The organism is Alcaligenes faecalis (assembly GCF_002443155.1).
Taxonomy (GTDB): Bacteria; Pseudomonadota; Gammaproteobacteria; order Burkholderiales; family Burkholderiaceae_B; genus Alcaligenes; species Alcaligenes faecalis.
In genome coordinates this window covers 1,888,727-1,914,895 of sequence record NZ_CP023667.1, presented here as the reverse complement: position 1 = coordinate 1,914,895, position 26,169 = coordinate 1,888,727, and the positions used below count along the sequence as shown (strand labels likewise).

At 56.1% G+C, this 26,169-nt stretch carries 22 protein-coding genes, 1 tRNA gene and 1 pseudogene; 15 read left to right on the top strand and 9 right to left on the bottom strand.

What is annotated here, in order from left to right; genetic code table 11:
- Positions 1-164: 164 nt before the first annotated feature.
- The 6 genes from CPY64_RS08920 to CPY64_RS08895 form a co-directional block, all read right to left on the bottom strand.
- The gene (locus tag CPY64_RS08920; protein ID WP_042480909.1) at positions 165-2,444 is read right to left on the bottom strand and encodes a RelA/SpoT family protein; all 2,280 of its coding nucleotides are present in this window, start codon (positions 2,442-2,444) and stop codon (positions 165-167) included.
- A 21-nt stretch (positions 2,445-2,465) separates the two neighbouring features.
- On the bottom strand, positions 2,466-2,669 hold the full coding sequence (gene rpoZ / locus CPY64_RS08915) for a DNA-directed RNA polymerase subunit omega (protein ID WP_003799665.1): 204 nt from the start codon (positions 2,667-2,669) through the stop codon (positions 2,466-2,468).
- Positions 2,670-2,704: 35 nt separating this feature from the next.
- Entirely contained in the window at positions 2,705-3,349 is a 645-nt protein-coding gene (gmk, locus tag CPY64_RS08910) for a guanylate kinase (protein ID WP_042480906.1), read from the bottom strand.
- A 37-nt stretch (positions 3,350-3,386) separates the two neighbouring features.
- Positions 3,387-3,716 (bottom strand): hypothetical protein, encoded by a 330-nt coding sequence (locus tag CPY64_RS08905; protein ID WP_042480903.1) that lies wholly within the window; start codon positions 3,714-3,716, stop codon positions 3,387-3,389.
- 15 nt (positions 3,717-3,731) lie between these two features.
- Positions 3,732-4,514, bottom strand: coding sequence for an exodeoxyribonuclease III (xth, locus tag CPY64_RS08900; RefSeq protein WP_042480901.1), 783 nt, complete (start codon positions 4,512-4,514; stop codon positions 3,732-3,734).
- A gap of 564 nt (positions 4,515-5,078) precedes the next feature.
- Positions 5,079-5,152 (bottom strand) — tRNA-Cys (locus CPY64_RS08895).
- A gap of 165 nt (positions 5,153-5,317) precedes the next feature.
- Here CPY64_RS08895 and CPY64_RS08890 point away from each other — a divergent pair.
- Positions 5,318-7,585 carry an arginine/lysine/ornithine decarboxylase gene (locus CPY64_RS08890; RefSeq protein ID WP_042480898.1) on the top strand — a complete coding sequence of 756 codons (2,268 nt, stop codon included), beginning with the start codon at positions 5,318-5,320 and terminating at the stop codon, positions 7,583-7,585.
- Between the two features lie 189 nt (positions 7,586-7,774).
- Here the strand turns inward: CPY64_RS08890 and CPY64_RS08885 are convergent, their stop codons facing one another.
- A complete protein-coding gene (locus tag CPY64_RS08885; RefSeq protein ID WP_042480895.1) occupies positions 7,775-8,668 on the bottom strand; it encodes a LysR family transcriptional regulator in 894 nt (297 codons plus the stop codon).
- A 285-nt stretch (positions 8,669-8,953) separates the two neighbouring features.
- Here CPY64_RS08885 and CPY64_RS18995 point away from each other — a divergent pair, with 285 nt between their 5' ends.
- A complete protein-coding gene (locus CPY64_RS18995; RefSeq protein ID WP_155274655.1) occupies positions 8,954-9,094 on the top strand; it encodes a hypothetical protein in 141 nt (46 codons plus the stop codon).
- A gap of 69 nt (positions 9,095-9,163) precedes the next feature.
- Here the strand turns inward: CPY64_RS18995 and CPY64_RS08880 are convergent, their stop codons facing one another.
- Positions 9,164-9,949, bottom strand: coding sequence for an isocitrate lyase/PEP mutase family protein (locus CPY64_RS08880; RefSeq protein ID WP_042480892.1), 786 nt, complete (start codon positions 9,947-9,949; stop codon positions 9,164-9,166).
- 61 nt (positions 9,950-10,010) lie between these two features.
- Positions 10,011-10,472 carry a universal stress protein gene (locus CPY64_RS08875; RefSeq protein WP_009457090.1) on the bottom strand — a complete coding sequence of 154 codons (462 nt, stop codon included), beginning with the start codon at positions 10,470-10,472 and terminating at the stop codon, positions 10,011-10,013.
- A gap of 192 nt (positions 10,473-10,664) precedes the next feature.
- Here CPY64_RS08875 and CPY64_RS08870 point away from each other — a divergent pair, with 192 nt between their 5' ends.
- From CPY64_RS08870 to CPY64_RS08810, 13 genes and pseudogenes are all read left to right on the top strand, one after another.
- Complete coding sequence (locus tag CPY64_RS08870; protein ID WP_042480890.1) at positions 10,665-11,846, top strand: acetyl-CoA C-acyltransferase family protein; 1,182 nt, start codon at positions 10,665-10,667, stop codon at positions 11,844-11,846.
- Positions 11,847-12,096: 250 nt separating this feature from the next.
- Positions 12,097-13,255 (top strand): annotated as a pseudogene (locus CPY64_RS08865) (acetyl-CoA C-acyltransferase).
- 187 nt (positions 13,256-13,442) lie between these two features.
- Positions 13,443-14,204, top strand: coding sequence for a class I SAM-dependent methyltransferase (locus CPY64_RS08860; RefSeq protein WP_035271766.1), 762 nt, complete (start codon positions 13,443-13,445; stop codon positions 14,202-14,204).
- Between the two features lie 98 nt (positions 14,205-14,302).
- Positions 14,303-15,271 (top strand): ABC transporter substrate-binding protein, encoded by a 969-nt coding sequence (locus CPY64_RS08855; RefSeq protein ID WP_009457081.1) that lies wholly within the window; start codon positions 14,303-14,305, stop codon positions 15,269-15,271.
- Positions 15,272-15,350: 79 nt separating this feature from the next.
- Positions 15,351-16,247, top strand: a complete 897-nt coding sequence (locus CPY64_RS08850) for an ABC transporter permease (protein WP_026483313.1) — start codon at positions 15,351-15,353, stop codon at positions 16,245-16,247.
- Entirely contained in the window at positions 16,247-17,041 is a 795-nt protein-coding gene (locus CPY64_RS08845; protein ID WP_042480884.1) for an ABC transporter ATP-binding protein, read from the top strand. The genes CPY64_RS08850 and CPY64_RS08845 overlap by 1 nt, the downstream gene beginning before the upstream one ends.
- 307 nt (positions 17,042-17,348) lie before the next feature.
- Positions 17,349-18,587 (top strand): efflux RND transporter periplasmic adaptor subunit, encoded by a 1,239-nt coding sequence (locus CPY64_RS08840; protein ID WP_042480881.1) that lies wholly within the window; start codon positions 17,349-17,351, stop codon positions 18,585-18,587.
- 5 nt (positions 18,588-18,592) lie between these two features.
- Positions 18,593-21,787, top strand: a complete 3,195-nt coding sequence (locus CPY64_RS08835) for an efflux RND transporter permease subunit (RefSeq protein ID WP_042480877.1) — start codon at positions 18,593-18,595, stop codon at positions 21,785-21,787.
- Positions 21,787-23,250 carry an efflux transporter outer membrane subunit gene (locus CPY64_RS08830; RefSeq protein WP_042480873.1) on the top strand — a complete coding sequence of 488 codons (1,464 nt, stop codon included), beginning with the start codon at positions 21,787-21,789 and terminating at the stop codon, positions 23,248-23,250. Before CPY64_RS08835 ends, CPY64_RS08830 begins: the two co-directional genes overlap by 1 nt.
- A gap of 55 nt (positions 23,251-23,305) precedes the next feature.
- Positions 23,306-24,043 carry a pyridoxine 5'-phosphate synthase gene (gene pdxJ, locus CPY64_RS08825; RefSeq protein ID WP_009457072.1) on the top strand — a complete coding sequence of 246 codons (738 nt, stop codon included), beginning with the start codon at positions 23,306-23,308 and terminating at the stop codon, positions 24,041-24,043.
- Positions 24,044-24,093: 50 nt separating this feature from the next.
- Positions 24,094-24,663 carry a nitroreductase family protein gene (locus tag CPY64_RS08820; protein ID WP_042480868.1) on the top strand — a complete coding sequence of 190 codons (570 nt, stop codon included), beginning with the start codon at positions 24,094-24,096 and terminating at the stop codon, positions 24,661-24,663.
- A gap of 219 nt (positions 24,664-24,882) precedes the next feature.
- The gene (locus tag CPY64_RS08815; RefSeq protein ID WP_042480865.1) at positions 24,883-25,713 is read left to right on the top strand and encodes an alpha/beta fold hydrolase; all 831 of its coding nucleotides are present in this window, start codon (positions 24,883-24,885) and stop codon (positions 25,711-25,713) included.
- Between the two features lie 18 nt (positions 25,714-25,731).
- Positions 25,732-26,169, top strand: coding sequence for a Zn-ribbon domain-containing OB-fold protein (locus tag CPY64_RS08810; protein ID WP_042480862.1), 438 nt, complete (start codon positions 25,732-25,734; stop codon positions 26,167-26,169).

Here is a 26,169-nt window from a genome sequence, read left to right as displayed (position 1 = left end):
CTGTTCCTGCTTCTGTGAGATCCGGTGTCATGAGCCGGGTGGGGGGCTATTACAGCTTGTATGCGAGACCCCGGCATAGGGCGCAGTGAGCACGAATGAGGTCTAAAAAAACGCCTGCTGTAGAGCAGGCATTCTTCATGGCTGAGGCTTTGTCCGTGATGGACTTAGCCCTTCACACGGACAATCTTCTGAACCTGCGGTACGTGACGGATAGAGCGAATCACGCGCGCCAAGTGGGTACGGCTATCAACCTGAACGGTCAAGTGCAGCACCGAGGTCGCAGCCGATTCGTCCGGCATGGAGATATGCAGGATGTTGGAGTCGGCATCGGTAATTTCAGCGGCCAGACGGCCCAGAACACCGCGCTCGTTGATCGCAGTCACATCCAGACGGGTGGACAGGTGGCGGGCGGTATTGCTGTCCCACATGACAGGAACCCAACGCTCAGGCTCTTTGGCCTGGGCGCGTTGTGCCACCGCACACTCAGCCATATGAACGACCAAACCGTGACCCAGACGAATACCACCAATAATGGCGTCACCGGGCAGGGGGCCACAGCACGGTGCTAGCTGTACAGCCTGACCTTCGTTACCGTGAATCAGAATCGGTGCCGAGGTGTTGGCATTGATCTCGTCAAATTCGGCTGCAGTGGTTTCCAGCAGGGGGTTTTCTGGAGCAAAACGGCGGGCTACAACAGCTGCCAGGCGTTTGCCCAAGCCGATATCGGCTAGAATTTCTTCGCGGGAAGCCGCACCCGAGCCTTTGGCTAGCTTGTCCCAGTTTGGATCCTGGTCCGTTGCATGTGGCAGGCCCAACTGATCAAAGGCTTGATCCAGCAGGCGGCGACCAAAGGCCACGGATTCTTCGTATTTAACCGTGCGCAGGTAGTGGCGGATTTCCGAACGGGCACGGCCCGAACGAACATAGTTCAGCCACTGAGCGCTTGGGCGGGCGGCGGGGGAGGTAATGATCTCCACCGAGTCACCACTTTTAAGCTCGGTGCGCAGCGGAGCAAACTCGCCATTGATCTTGGAAGCAACAGCGTGATTGCCGATGTCAGTATGGATGCTGTAGGCAAAGTCCACCGGAGTCGCACCACGTGGCAGAGAAATAATCTTGCCTTTGGGCGTATGGACGTAAACCGCATCGGGGAACAGGTCAACTTTGACATGCTCCAGGAATTCTGTGGAGTCACCCGTCTGGCTTTGAATATCCAGCAGGGATTGCAACCAGCGGTGTGTGCGCTTTTGCAGGTCGTTCAGGGTGACGTCGTCTTCTTTGTACAGCCAATGAGAGGCCACGCCTTCTTCGGCCACGTGGTCCATTTCGCGGGTGCGGAACTGGAACTCGACGGGGGTGCCGTAGGGGCCAATCAAGGTGGTGTGCAGGGACTGGTAGCCATTCACTTTAGGGATGGCAATGTAGTCCTTGAATTTGCCCGGTACGGGGCGATACAGCTGGTGCAAGGTGCCCAGAGACAAATAGCACTCGGGCAGGGTGTGCACAATGATGCGAAAGCCGTAAATATCCAGCACGTCCGAGAAGGACTTCTTCTGCTCGACCATCTTGCAGAAAATGCTGTAGAGAGACTTTTCGCGGCCGGAGATTTCAGCATCAATCCCGGCAGCAGGCAGGGCGATCTTGACGGCTTCGGTGATCTTGCCCAGCACTTCACGGCGGTTGCCACGAGCCGCCAGCAAGGCCTTGTGCAGTACCTTGTAGCGATTGGGGTAGATGGCCTTGAAGCAGCGGTCCTGAAGCTCGCGGAACAGGGCGTTCAAACCCAGGCGATGTGCAATCGGCGCGTAAATATCCAGGGTTTCCTGGGCCACGCGGCGGCGCTTTTCCGGCTTAACGGCGTCCAGCGTGCGCATATTGTGCAAGCGGTCAGCCAGCTTGATCAGGATGACGCGCACGTCACGCGACATGGCCAGCAGCATCTTGCGAAAGCTGTCGGCCTGTTGCTGCGTCTTGGTGGCAAATTCCAGGCGCTCCAGCTTGGACAAACCATCCACAATCTCGGCCACATCGGTACCGAATTTTTCAGCCAGTTCCTGTTTGGTGACGTCCTGATCTTCGATCACGTCATGCAGCAGGGCCGACATCAAGGCATCGGTATCCAGCTTCCAGCCCGCACAGATTTCCGTGACGGCAATGGGGTGCGAGATATAGGGTTCGCCACTGGCGCGAAACTGCCCCAGGTGGGCCTGATCGGAGAAACGATAGGCCTCCCGTACCCGTTCTACATCTTTCGGGTCCAGGTACTGCGAGATGATCTTGGTGAGCGGAGCCAGCGAGGCAATAGGTGGGTTGGCACTTTCCTGAGCGGCTTGTGCCAGCGCCGGGGCGTTCTTTTCCTTAGGCTTGCGACGACCTAGCCGTGAACCTTTTTTAAGGACGGCCAACAGCCCAGACGATGCGCCTCGTAAACCTGAAAATGCCATACCGTGCTCCGCTTGTGCCTATCAGGTAGGAACTTTGCGCAGCATTTCCAGACCGGTCGCGCCGGAGGCGATTTCTCGCAGGGCGGTAACCGTAGGCTTGTTCTTGCTTTCCAGGCGTGGTTCGTGGCCTTGAGCCAGTTCGCGCGCACGGTAGGCGGCTGCCAAGGTGAGCTTAAAGCGATTGGGGACTTGCTCCAGGCAGTCCTCGATAGTGATGCGAGCCATAGTAGACCTGTTATCAAAAAGAAATAAGAAGGAGATCAGCCCTGATTCAGCAGGGCATCTGCGCCTAATTGTTGAAAGAGTTGGCGATGCCGTACTGACTGAGTGGCAGTGCGCAAACGACTGGCCTGCACAATACTCAATAGCTGCTGTAATGCCGTATCAAAATCCTCATTGATAATAGCATATTGACAGTCATGAACATGGGCGATTTCGTGCTCGGCAGCCTCGACGCGGCGGGCAATGATCTCTTCGCTGTCCTGTCCGCGTTTGCGCAAACGCGCCTGCAAGGTGGGTAAGGAGGGCGGCAGAATGAAAATGCCTACGGCTTCGGGGAAATGTTCGCGGGCCAGACGGGCGCCTTGCCAGTCGATTTCCAGCAGCACATCGCGGCCTGCGTTCAGGGCTTTCTGAATGGGTTCGCGGGGCGTGCCGTAGTAGTTGTCATGTACCTTGGCCCATTCCAGCATGGCGTTTTCTGCGACCATTTTTTCAAAGCGGGCCTTGTCCACAAAGAAGTAGTGCTCGCCGTCGCTCTCGCCGGGACGGGGGGCGCGTGTGGTGGCCGAGATGGACAGCATGATGTTGGAATCGTTGGCCAGGAGGGCGTTGACCAGACTGGATTTGCCCGCCCCGCTGGGGGCGACAACCATAAAAACGGTGCCAGGATAGCTCGTGGACATGGAGAGCAGACTCTAGAAGTAGATTTTTATAAAAGAATTAATTGCTGGGAGTGTCGGTCTGGCCAAACTCGGCGAGTACCGCTTGCACACTGGCAGGGTCCGCGCACAGGAACACCACGGTGTCGTTGGGGTTCATGGAAAACAAAACCTCTTGCACTTCCTGGGCGGCATCGTCGGCCTGGGCGATTGCCATGACGTGCACATCACCACCTGCCTCGAACTGTTCGGGAGGGACAATATTGGCAACGGCGTCCAGATCGGGTTCGCTGATGGCCAGATACGCCCAGATCTTGTGCTCTTGTTCCAGAGTGATCTCAAGCACGTAGCCCGAGTCAGTCTGCTCAATGATTTGGCTTTGTATTTGCATAATTCAGTGGCTTTGTCAGGTAAAGGACAGAGTAGCGGTAACCGGTGCATGATCCGAGGGCTGTTCATTGGCACGCGGTTCGCGGTCAATGTCGCAGGCTGTGCAACGGGCTTTCAAGGCATCGGACAGCAACGCGTGGTCAATGCGTAAACCGGCGTCGCGACGGAACGCAAAACGACGATAGTCCCACCAGGTAAAAGGGCTGCCGCTTTGCTCGAACAGGCGGTAGGCGTCGTGCAAGCCCAGTGCCAGCAAGCGCTCGAAGGCTGCCCGCTCGGGTGGGGATACCAGAACATCGCCGACCCACTTGGCAGGGTCGTGAACGTCCTGGTCAGCTGGGGCAATATTATAGTCGCCCAGAATGGCCAGACGGGGATACTGCTGCAATTCTTTTTCCAGCCAGTCGTGCAGGGCGGCGAACCATTCCAGCTTGTAGGTGTACTTCTCGCTCTCCAGCGATTGCCCGTTGGGGCAGTAGGCACAAATTACGCGTACCGGGCCGTCAGGCGATGGGTAGGTGGCGGCCAGCAGACGCTGCTGCGGGTCTTCGTAATTGGGCAGATTGCGCTGCACATCCGTGCCCGGCTCGCGGGAAATCAGAGCCACGCCGTTATAAGTTTTTTGACCCGCCCAGTGAGCGTGATATCCCAATTCCTGAAAAGCCTCCAAGGGAAAACGCTCGTCGGGCAGTTTGAGCTCTTGCAGACAAAGCACGTCTACGGGGTTGGCGGCCAGCCAGTCCAGAACTTGAGGGAGACGGACGTTCAGGGAGTTCACGTTCCAGGTGGTGAGTTTCATGGTGTCAGACAATCTCAGTAAATCAGAGAAAGCCGCTTGTACAGGGCTTTGTCGATAAGGGTAGTGCAGAGGCGGCCATCAGCGTGTTGGAAACGGGCAAGACGGCGCTTAGCGTGCGCGAATGCCGCCATCATATCAGCGCCAGCCAGGGACTGGTTTTAAAGCCAGCGCCACCGACAGGATGAAAATGAGTGGTGAATTGGTTCTTTGTTCTAGGTCGTAGTAAAAAACCGACATGTTCAGACAATCAATTTGCCTTCCAACCATCTGCATGTAACAGCTACAAAGTCAGGGTTCAAGACCTGAAGGGCGCTGCAGGCAGATTGATGTTTTTAGGGCACGAAAAAGAGGGTTTTTTGCGCAGATCATGCGCCTGCTTGTGTTAAATTGCAGGCCAAGTTGGAACGGTGGGCCAAAAGTGATGGAATTGCTTGGCCGCAGCGCGTAGTACAAGGATTTGCTGCACAGGAAAAGGGAATAAAAAAATCGCCGTAATGGCGACTTTTTCTGTGCGATCAAAACCGGAAAGAAGGCCAGTTTTGTCTGTCTTGAATGCAAGCAAGATGGAGGCGTGTGCTGGAATCGAACCAACCTGAACGGATTTGCAGTCCGTCACATAGCCAATCTGTCACCACGCCTTTTGTTTTGTCCTGGGACATGTAGAATTATGCCCAAGGACGTAGGGAAAAGCAAGTGTCACATGACGGGACGTGAAACACGGTACGATCTGCTGCGCAAAAGCGACTGACGTCCCTCCCTTTTTTTGCCGCCCCTGCGGCACTCCCTTGTATTAAGGACATGGCATGCAATATCAATTCCCCATTGTGATCATCGATGAGGATTTTCGTTCTGAAAATGCGTCTGGTCTGAGCATTCGTGTATTAGCAGATGCGATCGAGGCCGAAGGCTTCGAGGTGTTGGGAACCACCAGTTATGGCGATCTGAGTCAATTTGCCCAGCAGCAAAGTCGTGCCAGCGCGTTTATTTTGTCCATCGATGATGAGGAGTTCACGCAAGATGGAGACAGTGCCCCGGCGCTGGTGAATCTGCGTGCCTTTATTCGGGCTGTGCGTCGTCGCAATACCGATGTACCTATTTATGTGTATGGCGAGACCAAAACGGCTCGTCATATGCCAAACGATATCTTGCGCGAGCTGCAAGGCGTCATTCACATGTTCGAGGACACGCCCGAGTTCGTGGCGCGTCACATCGTGCGTGAAGCGCGCAGCTACGTGGAAGGCGTCAAGCCACCGTTTTTGAAAGCCTTGCTCGATTACGCCGAGGACGGTTCATATTCCTGGCACTGTCCGGGCCACTCCGGCGGCGTAGCCTTTCTGAAAAGCCCGGTTGGGCAGATTTTTCACCAGTTCTTTGGTGAGAACATGCTGCGTGCCGACGTGTGTAATGCCGTCGAAGAGCTGGGCCAGCTACTGGATCACAACGGGGCCATTGGCGCCAGCGAACGCAATGCCGCGCGTATTTTCAATGCTGACCACTGCTTTTTCGTGACCAACGGCACCAGCACCAGCAACAAGATTGTCTGGCATCACGCCGTGGCTCCTGGCGATGTGGTGGTCGTGGATCGCAACTGCCACAAATCCATCCTGCACAGCATCGTGATGACCGGTGCCATTCCCGTGTTCCTGCGTCCTACGCGCAACCACTTCGGGATTATTGGCCCGATTGCACGCAGCGAATTTGATGTCGAAACCATTCGCGAGAAGATCCGCAAGCACCCCTTGCTCTCGCATCTGGACGCCGATACGGTCAAGCCACGCGTGCTGACGCTGACTCAGTCCACTTATGACGGCATTATTTACGACACCCAGGTGATCAAGAACGCCGTGGACGGGTATGTGGAAGTGCTGCATTTTGACGAGGCCTGGATTCCGCACGCCGCTTTCCACCCGTTCTACGGTCAGTTCCATGCCATGGGCAAGAACCGTCCGCGTCCACAAGAAACCATGGTGTTCTCCACCCAGTCCACGCACAAGCTGCTGGCTGGCTTGAGCCAGGCCAGCCACGTGCTGGCGCAGGACTCGGTAACACGCAGCCTGGACCGTCATTTGTTCAATGAAGCCTATCTGATGCACACCAGTACCAGCCCGCAGTACGCGATTATCGCGTCCTGCGATGTGGCCGCTGCCATGATGGAGCCACCCGGTGGCCGTGTGCTGGTTGAAGAAAGCATTATTGAAGCGCTGGACTTTCGCCGCGCCATGCGCAAGGTCGAGTCGCAGTTTGACGAGGACGACTGGTGGTTCAAGGTCTGGGGGCCGCCAACCCTGGCAGAAGACGGTGTGGGCAAGCCTGAGGACTGGATCATTACGGATGATGTTGAGCACAGCGAGTGGCACGGCTTTGGCCCGCTGGCGGATGGCTTCAATATGCTGGATCCGATCAAGGCGACCATTGTCACTCCCGGCCTGGATCTGAAGGGCACGTTTGGTGAAACCGGGATTCCGGCTTCCATCGTGACCAAGTTCCTGGCGCAGCGTGGCGTGATTGTGGAGAAGATTGGCCTGTACAGCTTCTTCATCATGTTCACTATTGGCATTACCAAAGGCCGGTGGAACTCCCTGGTGACGGCGCTGCAGCAGTTCAAGGACGATTACGACCGCAACCTGCCCGTCTGGCGTGTTCTGCCGCAGTTTGCACGTCAGTATCCTTGCTACGAGGAAATGGGCTTGCGCGATTTGTGCCAGCACGTGCACCAGCTGTACGCCAAGCACGACATTGCCCGCCTGATGACGGATATGTACCTGTCGGATGTGGTGCCTGTCATGCGTCCGGCTGATGCTTTTGCCTGCATTGCGCAGCGTCGTACGGAACGGGTCGAGATTGACCAACTGGAAGGTCGCGTGACGACCAACCTGATCACGCCTTACCCACCCGGTATTCCGCTCTTGATTCCTGGCGAAGCCTTTAACAAGACGATTGTGGATTTCCTGAAGTTCTCGCGTGAACTGCATCGCCAGTGTCCTGGCTTTGGTACGGATATCCACGGTTTTGTGGAAGAGGTGGATGCCTCCGGTCAGAAGCGTTACTACGTGGACTGCGTGGCACAGTAAAGCAGTTTGCTATCCAAGGCCGGGGCAGGGAGTCGGCCTTGGGTGGAGCAGGAGTGCAAGTGGGCCTGGTGATGGAGCTTCAGGGTTCTGGAAAACTTCCGGACTTGAAGTGTCTTTCATCAGGCCCGTTTTTTATGGGCTGTTTATCTGCGACGAACTCTTGTGACAGGTTCTTGTCGCAGCGTTTCGCTATAGGCTTTGAGCCGTGCGTAAAGCACATTCCAGCAGCCGCGAAGTCAGGGCTTGAGGATCCCGGTCTGCCCGCAGGATCGCCACAACCCGGCGTTGCAGGGCAGGTTGCTTAATCGGGTACTTATACAGATTGTGCTCGTGCAACAAGCTGTCGGGGATACGGCTGGGCAAGATACAGTCCCCCAATCCTGAAGCCACCAGCCGTAACATGGCATCTATGGTTTCAACTTCCGCCACAAACTCCGGATGCAGGCCGCTGCTGTGAATCATGCGGCGCAGGGCGTAGTGGGGCGGAAAGCCGATCAGGCGCAAGGCCTGGTGGCTCAAGTCAGCGTCGGGAGCAAGCTCCTGTCGCGCGGAGATGCGGCACATTTGGTCATCAAACAAGGTGTGCGAGACCAGCCCGCCACAGTCCACCGCCGAGTCGTATACAAAACCCACATCGGCCTTGCCACTTTCCACCAACGCGACCACCTCGGGCGAACTGCGTCCTAGCAAGGACAAATTCACGCCAGGGTGAGAGCCCATGAAAGAGGCGGCTACATCGGACATGAAGTAGTAGCTCAAGGTGTGTACGGTGGCGAGCCTTACCGTGCCTGAGTTGACGCCGTGATCCTGACGTACAGCACGGATGGCACTATCAATGCGGCTATAAGCGGGCTCTATGGACTGGCGTAGCAGTTCGCCAGCGTCATTCAGGCTGACCCCACGGCCGGTACGCGTAAACAGGGTCTGGCCCAGAGTGTGTTCCAGCGCGCTTAATTGTTTGCTCAGGCTGGATTGGCTTTGTCCCAAGTCATCCGCTGCTTTGCTGACGGAGCCCAGTTGAGCGATACGCAGAAAGCAGCGCAATGAGCGATCCAGATTGTCGGTAGGGCGGAAATCGTGCATGCCATTGTCTCTTTATTGTTGTGCTGAAATTTGTAAAAAGTTAGTTTTAAAAGGGGCCTTGAATTTGTCGGGCGGGTGAAAGGTTTGGATTCGTTATTGGGGCCTGAGTCGTCTATGAAAAACGCCGTTTCAGATTTTCTTTATTTTGTTCTAACGTCGCTTAATTTGCTCCCATAATGTCTGCATATTATGGAGAAAATTGATTTGTGGTCTAATCATTGATATAATAAAGAAATCGGGGCGCTAAGGGCAGTGCCCCCTGGCGATATTGAGCAGGAGTTATTCGTGAGCAAATCGAAACCAGTACGTCGTAAACAAGTCTTTGAGGTTGAGCCCCTGAATTGGGTGGCTCCCAAGAAAGCTGTTGTGGAAACCGATCAGGAAGCCAAAGTGGACGCGTCCAGCGACCAGGCTCAGGACAACTAAGTTCTGACTGTAGGTGTAAAAAGCGCAAGCCATGTTGCTTGCGCTTTTTTTATGCCTGTTCGTTTTGCATCAAGACCAGCGGCGATGGGCTTGGGTGGGGGGCAGATGTCCTTGCTCCAGCAACTGCAGGCTGGCCTCTTCAAAGCGGTTCCAGGTGGCCAGCGCCAGTTGTGAGCCTGTGCTGAGACGGCGCACGCCAATGGCGGCCAAATCAGGTATGTTCAGTCCCGGATGAATCAGCAGCACATTGACGGGCGTAGGTGCCAGAGCCTGGACAAGGTGGGCAATATCGTCCAGTTCACGCACGCCGGGGGCGTAAACCACATCGGCACCGGCCTGGGCAAAGGCTTGCAGCCGGGCGATGGTTTGTTCCAGGTTCAGTGCGTCAATCAGCATGCCTTCGCTGCGTCCTATTAACAGCACGTCCTCGCCACTGTCGAGAATCGCTTGCTTGGCAGCCTGTATGCGGGCCACGGCCAGCTCCAGTTCGTACAGCTTGTCCCCATGGCGATCCTCAATGGACAAGCCTGCAATGCCGGTGTCAATAGCCAGGCGGACGTTTTCGGCGACCTGTTCCGGCTCGTCGGCAAAGCCGTTTTCAAAGTCGGCATTCAGTGGCAAATCCGTGCAGGCGGCCAGTTCTCGTAAATGCGCCAGTAGCGCATCCCGGCCCACCTCAAAATCTTCCAGCCCGTTTGACCAGGCAAACGCAGCGCTGCTGCTGGCAATCGCCTGGGCACCCAGCCGTTCAAGGCGCTTGGCCCCGCCTATATCCCAAGGGTTGGGCAAAATCAGTAGGCCGCTTTCATGCAAGGCTCGAAAACGGCGACGTTTTTCCTGTGTGCTGATAGTCATGCGGAGCTCCTGAGAATAAAAAACGCAAACCGAAGTTTGCGTTTTGATGCCTGGCCACGTTTTACTTTTTCTTGGCTTTCTTGCGGATTACCAGTACGGGGATTTCCGAGTAGGTCAGGACGTGCTGTGTTTCGCTGCCCAAAAGCAGGCGCTTGTAGCCCTTGCGGCCATGCGAGGACATGACGATCAGGTCAGCTTTCTGTTTTTCAGCGGTAGAAATAATGGCATCGGCTACCAGTTCCGATTTCACCACCAGGCCCTTGACCGAAACGCCAATGTCTTTCCCAGCTTGCTTGACGGCAGCCAATTCGGATTGCGCGTGTTCTACCCAGGAGGCTTCGATACGGCTGTCGAGCTTCTGATCAATAATGGGGCCGCCCTCCAGGTAGCTTTGGCGATAGCGCGGAATGACGCGCAGGGCCAGCAATTTGGCGCCGCTGGTCTTGGCCAGGTTCAGGGCATGGGTGACAGCGTGGGCGGACAGTTCTGAGCCGTCGGTGCATACCAGGATACGCTCGTACATGAGGGGGGATCCTATAAAAGGGTTATCAAGAACGTGTCTTGTGGGTAAGGTATCAAACCATACTGCGAATTACGGTCTTTGTGTCTGCTTTATGGTTTTCCATGGCAGCCGTGTATATTCGAGTGGACGTTTTTGTCAGCTTGGCTTTTTTATGCTGGTCATCATATCCCACTGGGATTGAGGGAGATTCATATGAAAGAAGTGGTTGTAGTCCAGGCATGCCGTACCGCGATTGGTGATTTTGGTGGTGGACTGAAGAATGTGTCGCCAATCGAAATGGGAGCCACGGTATTGCGCGCGGTACTGGACAGAAGTGGCGTATCGGCGGCAGACGTTCAGCATGTAGTGATGGGGCAGGTTATTCAAACCGAGCCACGCGACATGTACTTGTCGCGTGTGGCTTCGGTGCAGGCGGGCGTGGGGCACGGAACACCGGCCATGAACGTGAACCGTTTGTGCGGTTCTGGTCTGCAAGCCATTGTGTCGGCCGCGCAGGGCATTCTGGTCGGTGATGCCAAGGTGGCTTTGGCGGGCGGCGCAGAAAGCATGAGCCGTGCGCCTTATATGTCCAGCGCTCATCGCTGGGGTGCCCGCATGGGGGACTCGGTCATGATGGATATGATGACTGGCGCGCTGACTGATCCTTTCGATCGTGTTCATATGGGCATTACAGCCGAAAACGTGGCGCGCCAATATGGCGTGACCCGTGCCGACCAGGACGAGCTGGCACTGGAATCGCACCAGCGCGCCCGTCGTGCGATTGAGCAAGGCTACTTTAAAGAGCAGATCGTGCCCATCATCCAGAAAAGCCGTAAGGGCGAGATCGTGTTTGATCAGGACGAGCATGTCCGTCTGGATGCCACGATGGAGAACTTTACTGGCCTGAAACCTGTGTTCCTACCCGAAGGTGGCAGCGTGACGGCGGGCAACGCCTCGGGCCTGAATGACGGTGCTGCTGCAGTCTTGCTGATGTGCGCGGAAGAGGCGCGTCAACGTGGTCTGAAGCCGTTGGCCAAGCTGGTGTCCTGGGGACATGCCGGTGTGGACCCGAGCATTATGGGTATTGGTCCTGTGCCGGCCAGCCGTCTGGCGTTGGAGCGTGCTGGTTTGAGCGTGTCGGATCTGGATGTGATCGAGTCCAATGAAGCTTTTGCCGCTCAGGCTTGCGCGGTCGTGCGTGAACTGGGTCTGGATCCGGCACGTGTGAACCCCAATGGTAGTGGTATCAGCCTGGGCCACCCTATTGGCGCGACCGGCGCCGCTATTACAGTCAAGGCCTTGCATGAACTGCAGCGTGTCCAAGGTCGTTACGCGCTGGTCACCATGTGTATTGGTGGTGGGCAGGGGATTGCGGCGATTTTCGAGCGCCCTTGAACCTTGCGGATAGACCGTCTCTAACGTTTGTTTAGAGAGCAAGAAAGCCGGACGTGGTGCCAAACCACTTCCGGCTTTTTTTCCGGCATATACAAGTAAATCTTATAAAAACGCCGACTTGATTATTTGATTTTGTAGCGGCTCCTAAGCATCCGGCCAAATGCATCGAATTGTTTTAAAAGTAATGCGTGGCTTTCGTCGCTGAGCATGAAGCCCTTGTTTTCTCTGGTCAGATTAAAAGGAGATTCGTATGCAAGAAGTCGTCCTGGTTCAGGGGTGTCGAACCGCGTTTGGTAACTTCGGTGGTGCCTTACGGAGCGTCCCGCCCGTTGAGATGGGGGCTGCGGTCATGCAAGAAGTGTTGGGAAGAAGCGGAGTATCTGCCTTGGCAGTGGAGCAGGTGGTGCTGACTGAGCCCCAGGATATCTATTTGGCGCGGGCGGCTTCCATGAAAGCGGGAGTGGCTCAGGAGGCGGTTGCCATGAGCGTGAACCGTTTGTGTGCATCAGGCTTGCAGGCCATTATTTCGGCAGCGCAAGCGATTGCACTGGGTGAGGCCGGTGTGGCTTTGGCTGGCGGTGTGGAAAGCACCAGTCGAATGCCCTATATGGCGACAAGCCAGCGCTGGGGCAGCCGCATGGGCAATGTGGCCTTGGTTGATGTTTTGTCGGAAATTTTCATCAGCCCTTTGACTGGGGAGCATGTAGGGGTGACGGGGGAGAATGTCGCCAGAAAGTACGGTGTGTCTCGTTGTGAACAGGATCAACTGGCCCTGGAGTCGCACCGTCGAGCGGTTCGTGCCATTGAAAACGGCTACTTTAAAGAGCAGATCGTCACTATGATGGCCCACGATGGGAGCGTCTTCGAGCAGGATGAGCGTGTTCGGCATGATGGCAGTCTGGAGCAACTGGCCGACTTGAAGCCTATTTTCCAGAGCGACGGGGGAACGGTGACGGCCGGTAATATCCTGGGCTTGGCCGATGGGGCGGCGGTGGTGCTGATGATGGAAGAGGGGCAGGCGCACCGGCAGGGTTTGAAGCCCATGGGCAAGCTGCGCTCATGGGCGCATGCGGGCGTGGATCCACAATTTGCGGGCATGGGGCCAGTGCCGTCGACTCGCCTGGCGCTCAAGCGAGCGGGACTGACGGTCGCTGATATTGATGTGATCGAGTCCAATGAAGCGTTTGCAGCGCAGGTGTGCGCCGTTGCCCGGGAACTGGATTTTGATCCGGAGCGTGTCAATCCGAATGGCGGCAGTATCAGTATGGGGGCATCCTTTGGGGGCGACAGGAGCTGCACTGGTAGTCAAGGCCTTGCATGAGTTGCAGCGCATCCAGGGGCGGTATGCTTTGGTCACCATGTGTCATGGCGGTAGCGAGGGAGTAGCCATGATTATCGAACGTCAGTGAGCCGTTCCCCATCAAGTGATCGCTGTTATGATGGCGCCTTGCTAAAAAAACGCCGGACGTGGCGCAATGCCGCCGTCCGGCGCTGTTTTCTCTGTCGTCAGGCCATATCCAGGTTCAGGATTATGTGGGGTGCCACGTTGCTCCTGTTTGAGCCGAGTTGCCAGACTGATTTGCAAGGAAGAGTTTCATGGCTGGTGAGCAGGGGGACGATAGTCCTACGTTATCGGAAAGCGAAGGAATTCGTTATCTGCACTTTGGAACGGAGTGGATTCAAGGTGCAATGCGTATTCGCAAGCCCGCTGAATTGGTCTTGGCCTACACGCAACAAATGATGGCCTGGCTGCTATTTATGGAAGACCCCAAACCCGAGCACAAACTGGCTATTCTGGGGCTGGGGGCGGGTTCCCTGCTGCGTTTCTGCCTGAAGCAGACCAGCAGTCAGGTACAGACGGTGGAGTGGAATCCGTCGGTGATTGGCATGTGCAATGCTTTCTTCCGGCTACCGCGCAGCCCACGGTCTCTGATTGATCAGGCTGACGCCGGTGTCTGGGTACAGGATAGCGATCAGCACAGTCAGTATCGCGCCTTGATGGTGGACTTGTACGACGCGCATGCCGAAGGCCCGGTACGTGACAGTCTGGAGTTCTATCAGGATTGCCGCGCGGTTCTGGATGATGAAGGCATCATGACGGTGAATCTTTTTGGTGCCCATCCCAGCTTCAAACATAATATTGACAACATTCGTGAAGCCTTTAATGGCAAAGTATTGCTCTTGCCTGAAATGGACGAGGGCAATCAGGTGGTTCTGGCCTTCAAAGGCAGCACGCTGGAGATGACGGCCGGAGAACTGCTGAGTCGGGCCGAGCAAGTGCAGGCCGATTATGGTTTGCCGGCTACGCGGTGGGCCAGGGAACTGCTCTCGTTCCGTCGCCAGATGCAGGACCAGTAGGGTAGCGGGGCAGGGATTACCTGAAGGGTCAAAGTCCTGCCGTTCGCGTTAGACTAAACACCTAAAATTTTCGTTTTTTTGCATCTAAGGAGTATTGGATGAAACTGATCAGATCGGTGCATCAGGTGGCGGCCGCTTTGGCTTGTGTAGGATTGATGTCGGGCGCTGCAGTTCATGCGCAATCTGTATCGGTATCGTCGATTGTGGAACATCCGGCTCTGGACGCCATTAAGGATGGAGTACACAAAGCGCTGACCGATGCTGGTTATAACGAAGCCTCCGGCTTCAAATGGCAGTTTCAGACCGCCCAGGGCAACCCTGCGATTGCGGCTCAGATCGCTCGTAAATTCGTCGGTGACAAGGCTGACGTGATTGTGGCCATTTCCACTCCTTCGGCGCAAGCCGTGGTGTCGGCAACCAAGACTATCCCTGTGGTGTACTCGGCCGTGACCGATCCTGTGGTGGCGCACCTGGTGCCCAGCATGGCACCGTCGGGCACCAACGTGACAGGCGTGTCCGATGCGCTGGCACTGGAAGCCCAGGTTGATTTGATCAAGAAAGTCGTGCCTGATGCCAAGCGTGTGGGTATGGTTTACAACCCTGGCGAAGCCAACTCCGCCGTGGTCGTTAAAGAAATGAAAGAATTGCTGCCCAAGCACGGCATGACGCTGGTGGAAGCCACCGCGCCTCGTACCGTGGATGTGGGGGCGGCTGCTCGTAGCCTGGTGGGCAAGGTCGATGTGATCTACACCAATACCGACAATAACGTGGTGTCGGCCTACGAGTCCCTGGTAAAAGTGGGCGTGGACGCCAAAGTGCCTTTGATCGCTTCGGACACCGACAGTGTGGCCCGTGGTGCTATCGCGGCTTTGGGCGTGAACTACTACAACCTGGGTCTGCAAACCGGTCAACAGGTCATCCGTATTCTGAAGGGCGAAAAACCCGGCGATATGGCTTCCGAGACCAGCAGCAATCTGGAACTGTATGTCAATCCGGGCGCTGCCAAGCGCCAAGGCGTGTCGCTTAACGAGGACTTCGTGAAGTCCGCTACAAAAATCGTCGAATAAGCCTGAGCTGACTGCTTCTTGCAGGTGGGTTGCCACAAGCTGCCCGCCTGTTTCTTTTGTATCCTAGACGTCCAACAATATGTCTATTTATTCAATGTGGGGGGCCCTGGAGATTGGTCTGATTTTCGGACTGGTTGCTCTGGGTGTTCTGATTTCCTTTCGCATCTTGCGATTCCCTGACCTGACGGTCGATGGCAGTTTTCCTTTGGGTGGGGCGGTTGCCGCCATCTTGATCAGCCAGGGCAATGACCCTTTCCTGGCGACCGTCGTGGCCACCTTTGCAGGCGCCATTGCCGGCACCATTACCGGCTGGTTGAACGTACGCCTGAAAATCATGGATCTGCTGGCCAGTATCCTGATGATGATTGCCTTGTATTCCATCAACTTGCGCATCATGGGTCGCCCCAATGTGCCCTTGATCATGGAACCGACGGTCTTCACGATTCTGCAGCCTGAATCCATTGCTGACTATATTGCTCGTCCTTTGCTGCTGATCGGTTTGGTGATCATTGCCAAGCTGGCGCTGGACTGGTTCTTTGGTACGCAAACGGGTCTGGCCATGCGTGCTACCGGTGCCAATGCGCGTATGGCGCGTGCGCAAGGCGTGGCAACCGGCAATATGCTCTTGCTGGGCATGGCGATTTCCAATGCGCTGGTTGCATTGGCCGGCGCCTTGTTTGCTCAGTCGCAGGGTGGGGCGGATATTTCCATGGGTATCGGGACCATCGTGATTGGTCTGGCTGCCGTGATTGTGGGTGAAAGCATCTTGCCCGCCCGCAAACTGTTCTACGCCACTTTGGCCGTGGTGCTGGGCGCGATTCTGTACCGCTTCTTTATTGCTTTGGCCCTGAATGCCGATGTCATCGGTCTGAAAGCCCAGGACCTGAACCTGGTCACCGCTTTGCTGGTAACCGTGGCGCTGGTGATTCCATTGCTCAAGAAAAAGCGTGCTCGTAAACAGAAGGGGGCCCAGTAATGTTGGAAGCAAAAAACCTGTGCCTGACCTTTAACCCAGGCACGCCTATTGAAACCCGTGCCTTGCGCGGGCTGTCCCTGACCATTCCCGAAGGGCAGTTTGTGACCGTGATCGGTTCGAACGGCGCGGGCAAGTCCACCTTTCTGAATGCGATCTCGGGCGACCAGTCTGTCGATGATGGTCAAATCATGATCGACAACGTGGATGTGACTCGTCGCCCGGTTTGGGAGCGTGCCAACTGGGTGGCGCGTGTGTTTCAGGATCCGATGGCCGGGACCTGTGAAGATCTGACCATTGAAGAGAATATGGCGCTGGCCACTTGCCGTGGCAGCCGCCGCGGTCTGAGCCGTGCCGTGCGTCACTCCATGCGTGCTGAATTTGCGGAGCGTCTGGAAACCTTGGGCCTGGGTCTGGAAAACCGTCTGACAGACCGTATTGGTTTGTTGTCGGGGGGCCAGCGTCAGGCTGTCAGCTTGCTGATGGCCGCACTGCGTCCTTCCAAGATCTTGCTGCTGGACGAGCATACGGCTGCGCTGGACCCGCGTACGGCTGACTTTGTTTTGCAACTGACTAACCGTATTGTGCGTGAAGGTGGCCTGACTACCATGATGGTGACGCACAGCATGCGTCAGGCTCTGGACGTGGGTGATCGCACGGTGATGCTGCACCAGGGCAAGGTAGTACTGGATGTCAGCGGCGAGCAACGCCAGGGTCTGGATGTGCGTGATTTGCTGGAGATGTTTGAGCGGGTGCGGGGTGAAACACTAGCCGACGATAGTTTATTGCTAGGTTAGAAAGCACTATTCCGGATCTGGAAAACCGCGTCAACTCTAGGGGTTAAACGCGGTTTTTTTATACTCAAAAAACCCTAGGTATATGATAATACGTGTTCTTTTGACGTGGGCTGACGACGGGGCAAGTGCAAGGGGGTAGCTGGCTAATCGTAGTCGCCAAACGATTGCAAGATAAGAATGAGTCTCATCGCAAATTTTGCTGTTTGATTTGGGCTTTTTCGACATATACTTGCTGCTTGTCCAAACCATACAATCCAGTCAGTTTAAGCGTTAAACTCCCATGCAACGCTTAGCTCAGGAGTTCTTCATGTCATTTCAAAGCTTGTTGGGTCGGCAGACTTTTCGCATTGCTGCCTTCTCTTCCTTGGTTCTTCTGGCCGCTTGCGGCAACAAAGAGCCTCAAGCTCCGGCCGGCGGGATGAAGGTCCCGGTCAGTGTGATTACCGTCCAACCGACCTCTACCGAGTTGTTCTCCGAGCTGCCTGGACGAGTCGAAGCTATTAAAGATGCACAAATCCGCGCCCGTGTTTCCGGGATTGTGGAAGAGATCAACTTTGAGCAGGGCGCTGATGTCAAACAAGACCAGCTCTTGTTTACCATTGACCCGGCTCCGTACCGCGCAGTTCGCAATCAGGCTGCCGCCCAGCTGAAAAATGCCCAGGCCGACGCGCAAAGCGCCAAGCAATTGGCCCAGCGTTACGAGCGCCTGATCAAGGAAAATGCGGTTTCCCGCCAGGATTACGATAACGCCAAGGCCCGCGCCATGCAGGCGGATGCCGCCATTGCCGCTGCGCAAGCAACCTTGGACAGCGCCAATATCGATTTGGGCTACACCAAGATTGTGTCGCCCGTATCGGGCCGTATCGGCAAGTCTCTGGTTACTGAAGGGGCCCTGGTCTCTGCCGCCAACGCCACCCATATGGCCACCGTGCAGCAACTGGACCGTGTCTATATTGACGTGACACGTTCCACTGCTGAACTGACGCAGCTGCGTCGCGCCATGGCCGATGGCACCTTGAAGTCGGCTGGTGAAGGCCAGGCCAAAGCCAAGGCCGTTCTGGAAGATGGTTCCCTGTACGATCAGGATGGCGCTTTGCTGTTTAGCGGTGTCAGCGTGGATCCCTCCACCTCGCAAGTAACCTTGCGTGCCGTGTTCCCGAACCCCGACGAAATCCTCTTGCCCGGCATGTACGTACGCGTACGTCTGGAACAAGGCGTTATTCCGGATGCCTTGCTGGTGCCCGCCCAAGCTGTTCAGTACACCTCGGATGGTGCTTCCAACATTTATGTAGTTCGTGAAGAAAAAGCCCAGTCCGTACCTGTCGTGTTGGGACCTGAGAGCGATGGTCAGTATGTGGTCAACAAAGGCTTGCAAGCCGGCGACCAGATCATTGTCGAAGGCTTCCAGAAGATTCGTCCCGGTGCCCCTGTCCAGACGATGCCTTGGAAGGGCGACAAGTCAGCCGCTGCACCTGCTCCTGATGCGGCCCCCGCACAGGAACCGGCCGCCGCTGCTGAGCCAAACGAAGCCAAGTCTAGCGAGTAAGCGACATGCCTCAGTTTTTTATTGAAAGGCCCATTTTTGCATGGGTCGTTGCCTTGGCGATCACGCTATTTGGCTTATTGGCCTTGCCCAATATGCCTGTAGCGCAGTATCCCGATGTGGCACCACCTTCGGTCACCATCCGGGCGACCTACCCAGGTGCGACGGCGGAAGACGTCGCCAGTACGGTAGCCAGTGTGATTGAAGATCAGCTGAACGGTGCCAAAGGCCTGCTGTACTACGAGTCCGTCAGTGACTCCTACGGCTCGACCGAAATCACCGCTACTTTCCGTCCTGGTACCAATCCTGACATGGCTCAGGTGGACGTCCAGAACCGGGTCAGCAACATTACCGCGTCCTTGCCGACCGCGGTGATGGAGCAGGGCCTGCACGTTGAGCAATCCAGTACGGGTTTTCTGCAAGTGGTGACCTTGTCCTCCACGGACGGCAGCCTGGACCAGACAGCTTTGGCCGACTACATTGAACGCAACATCAAGAACACGATTTCTCGTGTTCCTGGTGTGGCTCGCTTCCAGCTGTTTGCAGCCGGTCGCGCCATGCGTGTGTGGCTGGACCCTGCCAAGCTGGTCGGTTACCAGATGAGTCCAGCCGACGTGACCAACGCCATTCGTCAGCAAAACATGCTGGTGTCTGCCGGTATTCTGGGTGGCCCACCTAATCAGGACAGCCAGCGTGTGGCCGCACCCATTACGGTGAACGGTCAGCTGGCAACGGTGGAAGAGTTTGAGAACATCATTCTGCGCTCGCAGCCTGATGGTTCGACCGTGCGTATTAAAGATGTCGCTCGTGTGGAAGTGGGGGCGGACAACTACCAGTTTGGTGCTCGTCTGAACAGCAAGCCGACAGCGGCTTTTGCTATCTCCTTGCTGCCCGAAGCGAACGCGCTGGATACCGCCGCAGCGATTAAAGTCGAAATGGAGAAGTTGGCCGAGTTCTTCCCGGAAAACATCCGCTACGACATTCCTTACGACACCTCGCCCTACGTGGACAAGTCCATCACCCAGGTGGTCTACACCTTGCTGGAAGCCATGGTGCTGGTGTTCATCGTGATGTACGTGTTCCTGCAAAACGTGCGCTATACCCTGATCCCTGCACTGGTGGTGCCGGTGGCTATTCTGGGGGCCTTCGCGGTGATGCAGGTGCTGGGCATGTCCGTGAACGTGCTGACCATGTTCGCGATGGTGCTGGCCATTGGTATTTTGGTGGACGACGCGATCGTGGTGGTGGAGAACGTCGAACGTATCATGGTGGAAGACGGGCTCTCGCCTAAGGAAGCGACCAAGAAAGCCATGCCGCAAATTAGTGGCGCTATTGTGGGTATTACGCTGGTGCTGTCGGCCGTGTTCTTGCCCCTTGCATTCATGGCCGGTTCGGTGGGTGTGATTTACCGTCAGTTCTCGGTGGCCATGGCCGTGTCGATTGCCTTCTCCGGCTTTTTGGCACTGACCTTTACACCTGCTCTGTGCGCGACCTTGTTGAAACCTATCCCCAAGGGCCATCACGAAACCAAGCGTGGCTTCTTTGGCTGGTTCAACCGTGTCTTTACGCGTACCACCAACGGCTACGAAAGCTTTATTGGCAAGACCTTGCGTCGTGGCGGTCGGATGATGTTCATCTACCTGATCATGGTGCTGGTTCTGGGCTTCCTGTACATGCGCATGCCAACCGCGTTCTTGCCTGAGGAAGATCAGGGCTACGTGATTGCCAACATCGAGCTGCCTGCCGGTTCGACAGCCAACCGTACGATTGAAACCATCTCCAAGGTCGAGGACTATTTCAAAGAGCAGCCTCAGGTTGAAAACATCATCGCCGTGCAGGGTTTCAGCTTTAACGGTAGTGGTTTGAACTCGGCAATCGCCTTTGTGCCCTTGAAGGACTTCAACGAACGTAAAGGCCAGGAAAACTCGGCTCAAGCCATTTCCGGCAAGGCCATGGGTCAGTTGCTGTTCGGTTTGCCCGACTCCATGGTGATCGCAATTGTGCCGCCCGCTATTTCTGCTCTGGGTAACTCCTCGGGTATTGATATGCGTCTGGAGGATCGCGGTGGCATGGGTCACGATGCCCTGATGGCCGCTGCTGACCAGTTGCTGAACCTGGCCAAGCAAAGCCCTGTGTTTGATCCGCAGAGCGTGCGTATTACCGGCTTGGGACCTGGCAAACAGATTCGTCTGGAAATTGACCGTGACAAGGCGGCGGCCTTGGGTGTGAACTTCAGCGAAGCCTCTGCCTTGATTGGCGGCGCTCTGGGCTCGTCCTTCGTGGGTAAATTTACCAACCAGGGCCGTGTGCAAAGTGTCTGGGTACAAGCTGATGCGCCATACCGCATGACCATTGATGATGTGCTCAAGCTGAATGCTCGCAACAGCGAAGGCAAGATGGTTCCGCTGTCCGCCTTTGTGAACCAGACAACGGAACAAGGTCCGGTACAGATCGTGCGCTACAACAGCTACGAGTCCGTTCGTATCAGTGGTGGTCCCGCTCCAGGCTACACCTCGGGTGAAGCCATGATCGAGATGGAAAACCTGATGAAGCAATTGCCTAGCGGTTTTGGCGTGGACTGGACCGGTCTGTCCTACCAGGAACGTCAGGCTGCCGGTCAGTCGGGTATCTTGATGGGCTTGGCCGTTCTGGTGGTGTTCATGCTGCTGGCTGCCTTGTACGAAAGCTGGGCGATCCCGCTGTCTGTGATGCTGGCCGTACCGCTGGGTATGCTGGGTTCGGTCTTGCTGGTCTCCGGTCTGGGCATGCCTAACGACGTGTACTTCCAGGTCGGTATCGTGACGGTGATCGGTCTGTCAGCGAAGAACGCGATTCTGATTGTGGAGTTTGCCAAGGATGCCTACGCACGTGGCGCCACCTTGGTCGATGCCACTCTGGAAGCTGCCCGCCTGCGTTTCCGTCCTATCCTGATGACCTCCTTCGCCTTTGTGCTGGGTGTGGTGCCTCTGGCTACCTCCACCGGTGCGGGTGCTGCCAGCCAGAACGCAGTGGGTCTGGGCGTGCTGGGCGGTATGTTGGCCGCAACGCCGTTGGCTGTCTTGATGGTGCCGACCTTCTTTGTCGTAATCCTCAAGCTCTTTAAAACTAAACCCCGTCTGTTTGGCGAAGCCGCTAAATTGCACGAGGAAGAACAGGCCAAACAAGCTGCACAGCCGGCCGGTTCGCAAGGAGGGCAGCACTGATGTCTAGCATGTTTTTACGTAGTCCCCTGGTGCTGGCCGTGGCGTTTGCCTTGTCGGCTTGCTCCTTGGCACCGAAGTACGAGCGTCCTGATTCCCCCGTGCCTGCACAATTCCCTCTGGCCCAGCAGGGCCAGGCGGATGCGGCACAGGCTGCTGATCTGGGCTGGCGTGAATTCTTTACCGATCCGCGTCTGCATGCCCTGATCGAACAGGCCCTGGAAAACAACCGTGACCTGCGTATTGCCACCCAGCGCATCGAGGAAGCTCGTGCCCAGTATGGCGTGGCCCGCAGTGATCAGTTGCCCAGCATTGGTGTGCAGGCGGCCGAGCAGGCCACCCACACACCGGCTGAACTGCGTCCTGGTGGTCCAAATTCGGCCCCGGTAACCCGTACGTTCCAGGCCGGTGTCGGTATTACTGCTTTTGAGCTGGACTTCTTTGGCCGAGTGCGTGATCTGGCCCGTGCCGCTCAAGAACAGTACTTTGCCACCGAGCAGGCCCAGCGTACTGCCCATATCGCCCTGGTGGCGGGCACGGCGGAAGCCTACTTCAAGGTGCGTACTGCCGAAGAGCTGCATGCTTTGATGAGCAATACCTTGCGCAGCCGTCAGGAAACACTGCGTCTGGTGCAGTCCTCTTACGATGCCGGTACCGTGTCTGCGCTGGACCTGAACCAGGCCAAGGTGCAATACAACACCGTGCGTTCCGATATGCAGGCTGTCGAGCGTGATCGTCAGCGTGCACTGAATGCCTTGCAGGTCTTGCTGGGACGTGAAATCCCCACAGATCTGCCAGCAGGCTTGCCGTTTACCCGTGCGCAGCTGATGCCTAGCTTGCCCGTGGGGCTGTCGGCAGAACTGCTGGAGCGTCGTCCTGATATTGTGGCGGCCGAGCACGTCTTGCGCGGCTCTAACTACAGCATCGGTGCAGCACGCGCTGCGTTCTTCCCGCGTCTGAGCCTGACTGGCCTGTTGGGCTTCATGAGCCCCGAGCTGGGTGGTCTGTTCAGTTCGGGTAACCGTTACTGGCAGTTCCAGCCGCAAATCACCATGCCGCTGCTGTCCGGCAGCACTTGGGCCAATCTGGATCTGGCCGAGGCTCGTCGTGACATTGCGATCAGCCAGTATGAAAAAACCATTCAGGAAGCCTTCCGCGAAGTGGCTGATGCTCTGGCGGGCGAAGCCACCTACGGTCAGCAGATCGACGCCTTGCAAGAGGTTGATCAGGCTGCCAGCGAAAGCTTGCGTTTGGCCAAGCTGCGTTACGAAGTGGGTATAGACAGCTTCCTGCAGGTGCAAACGGCGGAAGTCAGCCTGTACAGTACGCGTCAAGCCTACATTCAGACTGGCTTGGCATCCCTGATGAACCGGGTCGAGTTGTACAAGGCTTTGGGTGGCGGCTGGACAGCTGAAACCGTCAAGCCTGAAACAAAGACCCAGGCCACTGGGACAGCACCGGAGTAAACAGGCGATAATACGTCTGGTCATTCATCCCTGAAACTACGGAGGTCCTTGGGGAATGTTAGAACTGGGCGTCAATATCGATCATGTGGCGACGCTGCGCCAGCAGCGTCTGACCACATACCCTGATCCAATTCAGGCCGCTTTGCGAGCAGAAGAAGCCGGAGCGGACCTGATCACCTTACACTTGCGTGAAGACCGGCGTCATATTCAGGATGCCGACGTCGAGGCCCTGCGCCCCGTACTGCGTACCCGGATGAATCTGGAATGCGCCATCACCACCGAAATGCTGGACATTGCGTGCCGTATCAAACCGGACGATGTCTGCCTGGTTCCCGAACACCGTGCTGAACTGACGACCGAAGGTGGTCTGGATGTGGTCGGGCATCTGGACCAGGTCAAGGCTGCTGTGCAGCAATTGCAGGCCGCCGGCATTCGTGTTTCGCTGTTCATTGATGCCGACCCGGCGCAAATCCGTGCCGCCAGCGACGTGGGCGCTACCGTGATTGAACTGCACACCGGCACTTATGCGGATGCTCAAACGCCCGAGCAGGCCGCCAGCGAACTGGAACGTATCCGTGCCGGTATTGCTCAAGGTGTGTCGCAAGGTCTGCGTGTGAATGCCGGTCACGGCCTGCACTACGGCAACGTCCAAGCGATTGCCGCCTTGCCCGGGCTGACGGAGCTCAATATTGGTCACGCCATTGTTGCCCAGGCTGTCTTTGACGGTTGGGAAAAAGCCGTGCGCGACATGAAAGCTCTGCTGGTGCAAGCGGGCGCTCCTGCTCAAGCCTGACTGAGCCCTGCCATCAGGGCAGGGCACTCTTAACTGATTCTGGAAGCATTATGAGTACTATTGACTCCCTATTGTCCCGCCGCTCCATCAAGCTGGTGCAAGGCCCCGGTCCGAACGAGCAAGAGCTGGACCTGATTTTGCGTGCGGCCATGGTCGCTCCTGACCATGGCCGTTTGCAGCCATGGCGTTTTTGCCTGATTCGTGGCGAAAACGTACAGGCTTTGGGTGAACTGGCCATTGCCGCCAATGAGCGCGCAGGCAATCCCTTGACCGAGCAGAAAGCTGCCAGTGTCCGCGCTTGGCTGGCCAAAGTGCCCATGCTGATCGCCGTGGCCAGCCACATCGATCATGGTGAAGAAAAAATCCCTGAACTGGAACGTGTCCTGGCAACGGGCGCAGCCGTCAGCAATATGCTGCATGCGGCTCACCAGTTGGGCTTTGGCGCTTTCTGGAGCACTGGCCTGGGCACCTATGGTGAAGAAGTTCCGGAAGCCCTGGGCTTCGATTCCCTGGATTACCAATTCCTGGGCTTTGTGTCGGTAGGTACGCCTATTCACAATCTGGGTCCTGCCCAGCGTCCCGAGCCACAAAAGTTTGTGACGGAGTGGCAAGCTGCTTGAGTCCGGCTGATGATGAACCGGTTCTAAAATAGCGCCGGTTCCATGGCAACACCCAAAGTGGTGATTGCTTTGGATAGTTTTAAAGAGCCTGAATCCTTTCTGGATTCAGGCTTTTTTTGTGCCCTAGGGTTTGTACTGATAGGCATGAAGCTAACCACGCTTTTATCATTATTCCATATATTAGAATTACATTCCGCTAAACGGAATACATACCGAAAAATGATGAAACAAGTCAGCACGCAGCACTTGATGCTTCCCGATGGGGCCGAACTGCATTACGCAGAAATTGGGCAGGCCAGCGCATCTCGTCCATCCGTGCTCATGCTGCACTCCCTGTTTTTCAATGGAGGCATGTTCCTGCCCGTGATTCAGGCTTTGCAAAACGAATGGCACATTATTTGCCCGGATCATCGTAATCAGGGTTTGAGCACCGCAGGCCAGAAGCCCGCCACCATGCATCAGTTGGCACAGGACTACGCGTTCCTGGCCCAAGCACTGCGGATTTCTTCCATGCATGTAGTGGGTAGCTCGATGGGAGGTTACGTGGCTCAGGAGCTGATGCAGTGCGCACCTCAGTTGGTCCGTTCTGCTGTCCTGTCTTGCTGCACCTCGATGGCAGAACAGCAGAAAGAGCGCTTTGACCAACTGGAAGCGCAACTGCGTCGAGATGGCGGTGCGCCCTATGTCTCGGCCTTGCTGCAAACCATGTTTGGAGACGCCTTTCTGGCAAGCACAGACCTTGCTGCTCAGGCTCAGCAAGAGCAGTGGCGTGACCACTTCACACACTTGCCTCCCAGCATTGCCAACTCAGTCAATGGCGTGTTTGCCCGTCCTGACTATCAGTTCCTTTTGGCAGGCAATACCACCCCTCATTTGTTGATCAGCGGTGCTTTGGATAGAGCTAAAAAGCCCGCTGATATGGAGCATATGCACAGCTTGCTTCCAGACAGCACACATACGGTATTTGAGCAGTCCGGTCACACGGCGCCGGTTGAAGTGCCCGAAGCCTTCGCACTGCAAATTGAGAATTTTTGGAATCAAGTTAATTAATGCTGCAAGGATTAATTCATGCCAGTTACTGAATCTACTGAGCTGCCGACGGCGATGGCTTTCGGTGCAAATGCACAGCCGATACGAGATATTGCGTTAGACCAGGCTAGCCAGTTTGTTGTTGAAGATGGCGCGGTCTTGTTGCGTGGCAGCCAGAGCCGTTCCAGCGGCAGCAAGGCTTTTCCTGTCCGTGAAGTGTGTATGGAAACGGGTGCTCGCGACATGCAAGACATGTTTTTTGGCCCATTTGGAAAGCTCTACAGTTTTTCTACCATTTATGTTTCCGCGTCGCGTCCCACGCCTTACACCTTGGGATATGTAGATTTTCCTAACGGAGTTCGTGTTTTGGCACACGTACGTTGTGAAGACCTGAGTGCCTTGTATTGCGATATGCCTGTCAGTACCGCCACCGATGGCAATGACTGGTTTGTAACTCCTATGTCGGCGGAGAAGTAA

Coding starts and splice junctions, on each gene's coding strand:
- CPY64_RS08920 (WP_042480909.1), bottom strand. CDS start 2,444: ATGGCATTTTCAGGTTTACGAGGCGCATCGTCTGGGCTGTTGGCCGTC.
- rpoZ (WP_003799665.1), bottom strand. CDS start 2,669: ATGGCTCGCATCACTATCGAGGACTGCCTGGAGCAAGTCCCCAATCGC.
- gmk (WP_042480906.1), bottom strand. CDS start 3,349: ATGTCCACGAGCTATCCTGGCACCGTTTTTATGGTTGTCGCCCCCAGC.
- CPY64_RS08905 (WP_042480903.1), bottom strand. CDS start 3,716: ATGCAAATACAAAGCCAAATCATTGAGCAGACTGACTCGGGCTACGTG.
- xth (WP_042480901.1), bottom strand. CDS start 4,514: ATGAAACTCACCACCTGGAACGTGAACTCCCTGAACGTCCGTCTCCCT.
- CPY64_RS08890 (WP_042480898.1), top strand. CDS start 5,318: ATGCAATATCAATTCCCCATTGTGATCATCGATGAGGATTTTCGTTCT.
- CPY64_RS08885 (WP_042480895.1), bottom strand. CDS start 8,668: ATGCACGATTTCCGCCCTACCGACAATCTGGATCGCTCATTGCGCTGC.
- CPY64_RS08880 (WP_042480892.1), bottom strand. CDS start 9,949: ATGACTATCAGCACACAGGAAAAACGTCGCCGTTTTCGAGCCTTGCAT.
- CPY64_RS08875 (WP_009457090.1), bottom strand. CDS start 10,472: ATGTACGAGCGTATCCTGGTATGCACCGACGGCTCAGAACTGTCCGCC.
- CPY64_RS08870 (WP_042480890.1), top strand. CDS start 10,665: ATGAAAGAAGTGGTTGTAGTCCAGGCATGCCGTACCGCGATTGGTGAT.
- CPY64_RS08860 (WP_035271766.1), top strand. CDS start 13,443: ATGGCTGGTGAGCAGGGGGACGATAGTCCTACGTTATCGGAAAGCGAA.
- CPY64_RS08855 (WP_009457081.1), top strand. CDS start 14,303: ATGAAACTGATCAGATCGGTGCATCAGGTGGCGGCCGCTTTGGCTTGT.
- CPY64_RS08850 (WP_026483313.1), top strand. CDS start 15,351: ATGTCTATTTATTCAATGTGGGGGGCCCTGGAGATTGGTCTGATTTTC.
- CPY64_RS08845 (WP_042480884.1), top strand. CDS start 16,247: ATGTTGGAAGCAAAAAACCTGTGCCTGACCTTTAACCCAGGCACGCCT.
- CPY64_RS08840 (WP_042480881.1), top strand. CDS start 17,349: ATGTCATTTCAAAGCTTGTTGGGTCGGCAGACTTTTCGCATTGCTGCC.
- CPY64_RS08835 (WP_042480877.1), top strand. CDS start 18,593: ATGCCTCAGTTTTTTATTGAAAGGCCCATTTTTGCATGGGTCGTTGCC.
- CPY64_RS08830 (WP_042480873.1), top strand. CDS start 21,787: ATGTCTAGCATGTTTTTACGTAGTCCCCTGGTGCTGGCCGTGGCGTTT.
- pdxJ (WP_009457072.1), top strand. CDS start 23,306: ATGTTAGAACTGGGCGTCAATATCGATCATGTGGCGACGCTGCGCCAG.
- CPY64_RS08820 (WP_042480868.1), top strand. CDS start 24,094: ATGAGTACTATTGACTCCCTATTGTCCCGCCGCTCCATCAAGCTGGTG.
- CPY64_RS08815 (WP_042480865.1), top strand. CDS start 24,883: ATGATGAAACAAGTCAGCACGCAGCACTTGATGCTTCCCGATGGGGCC.
- CPY64_RS08810 (WP_042480862.1), top strand. CDS start 25,732: ATGCCAGTTACTGAATCTACTGAGCTGCCGACGGCGATGGCTTTCGGT.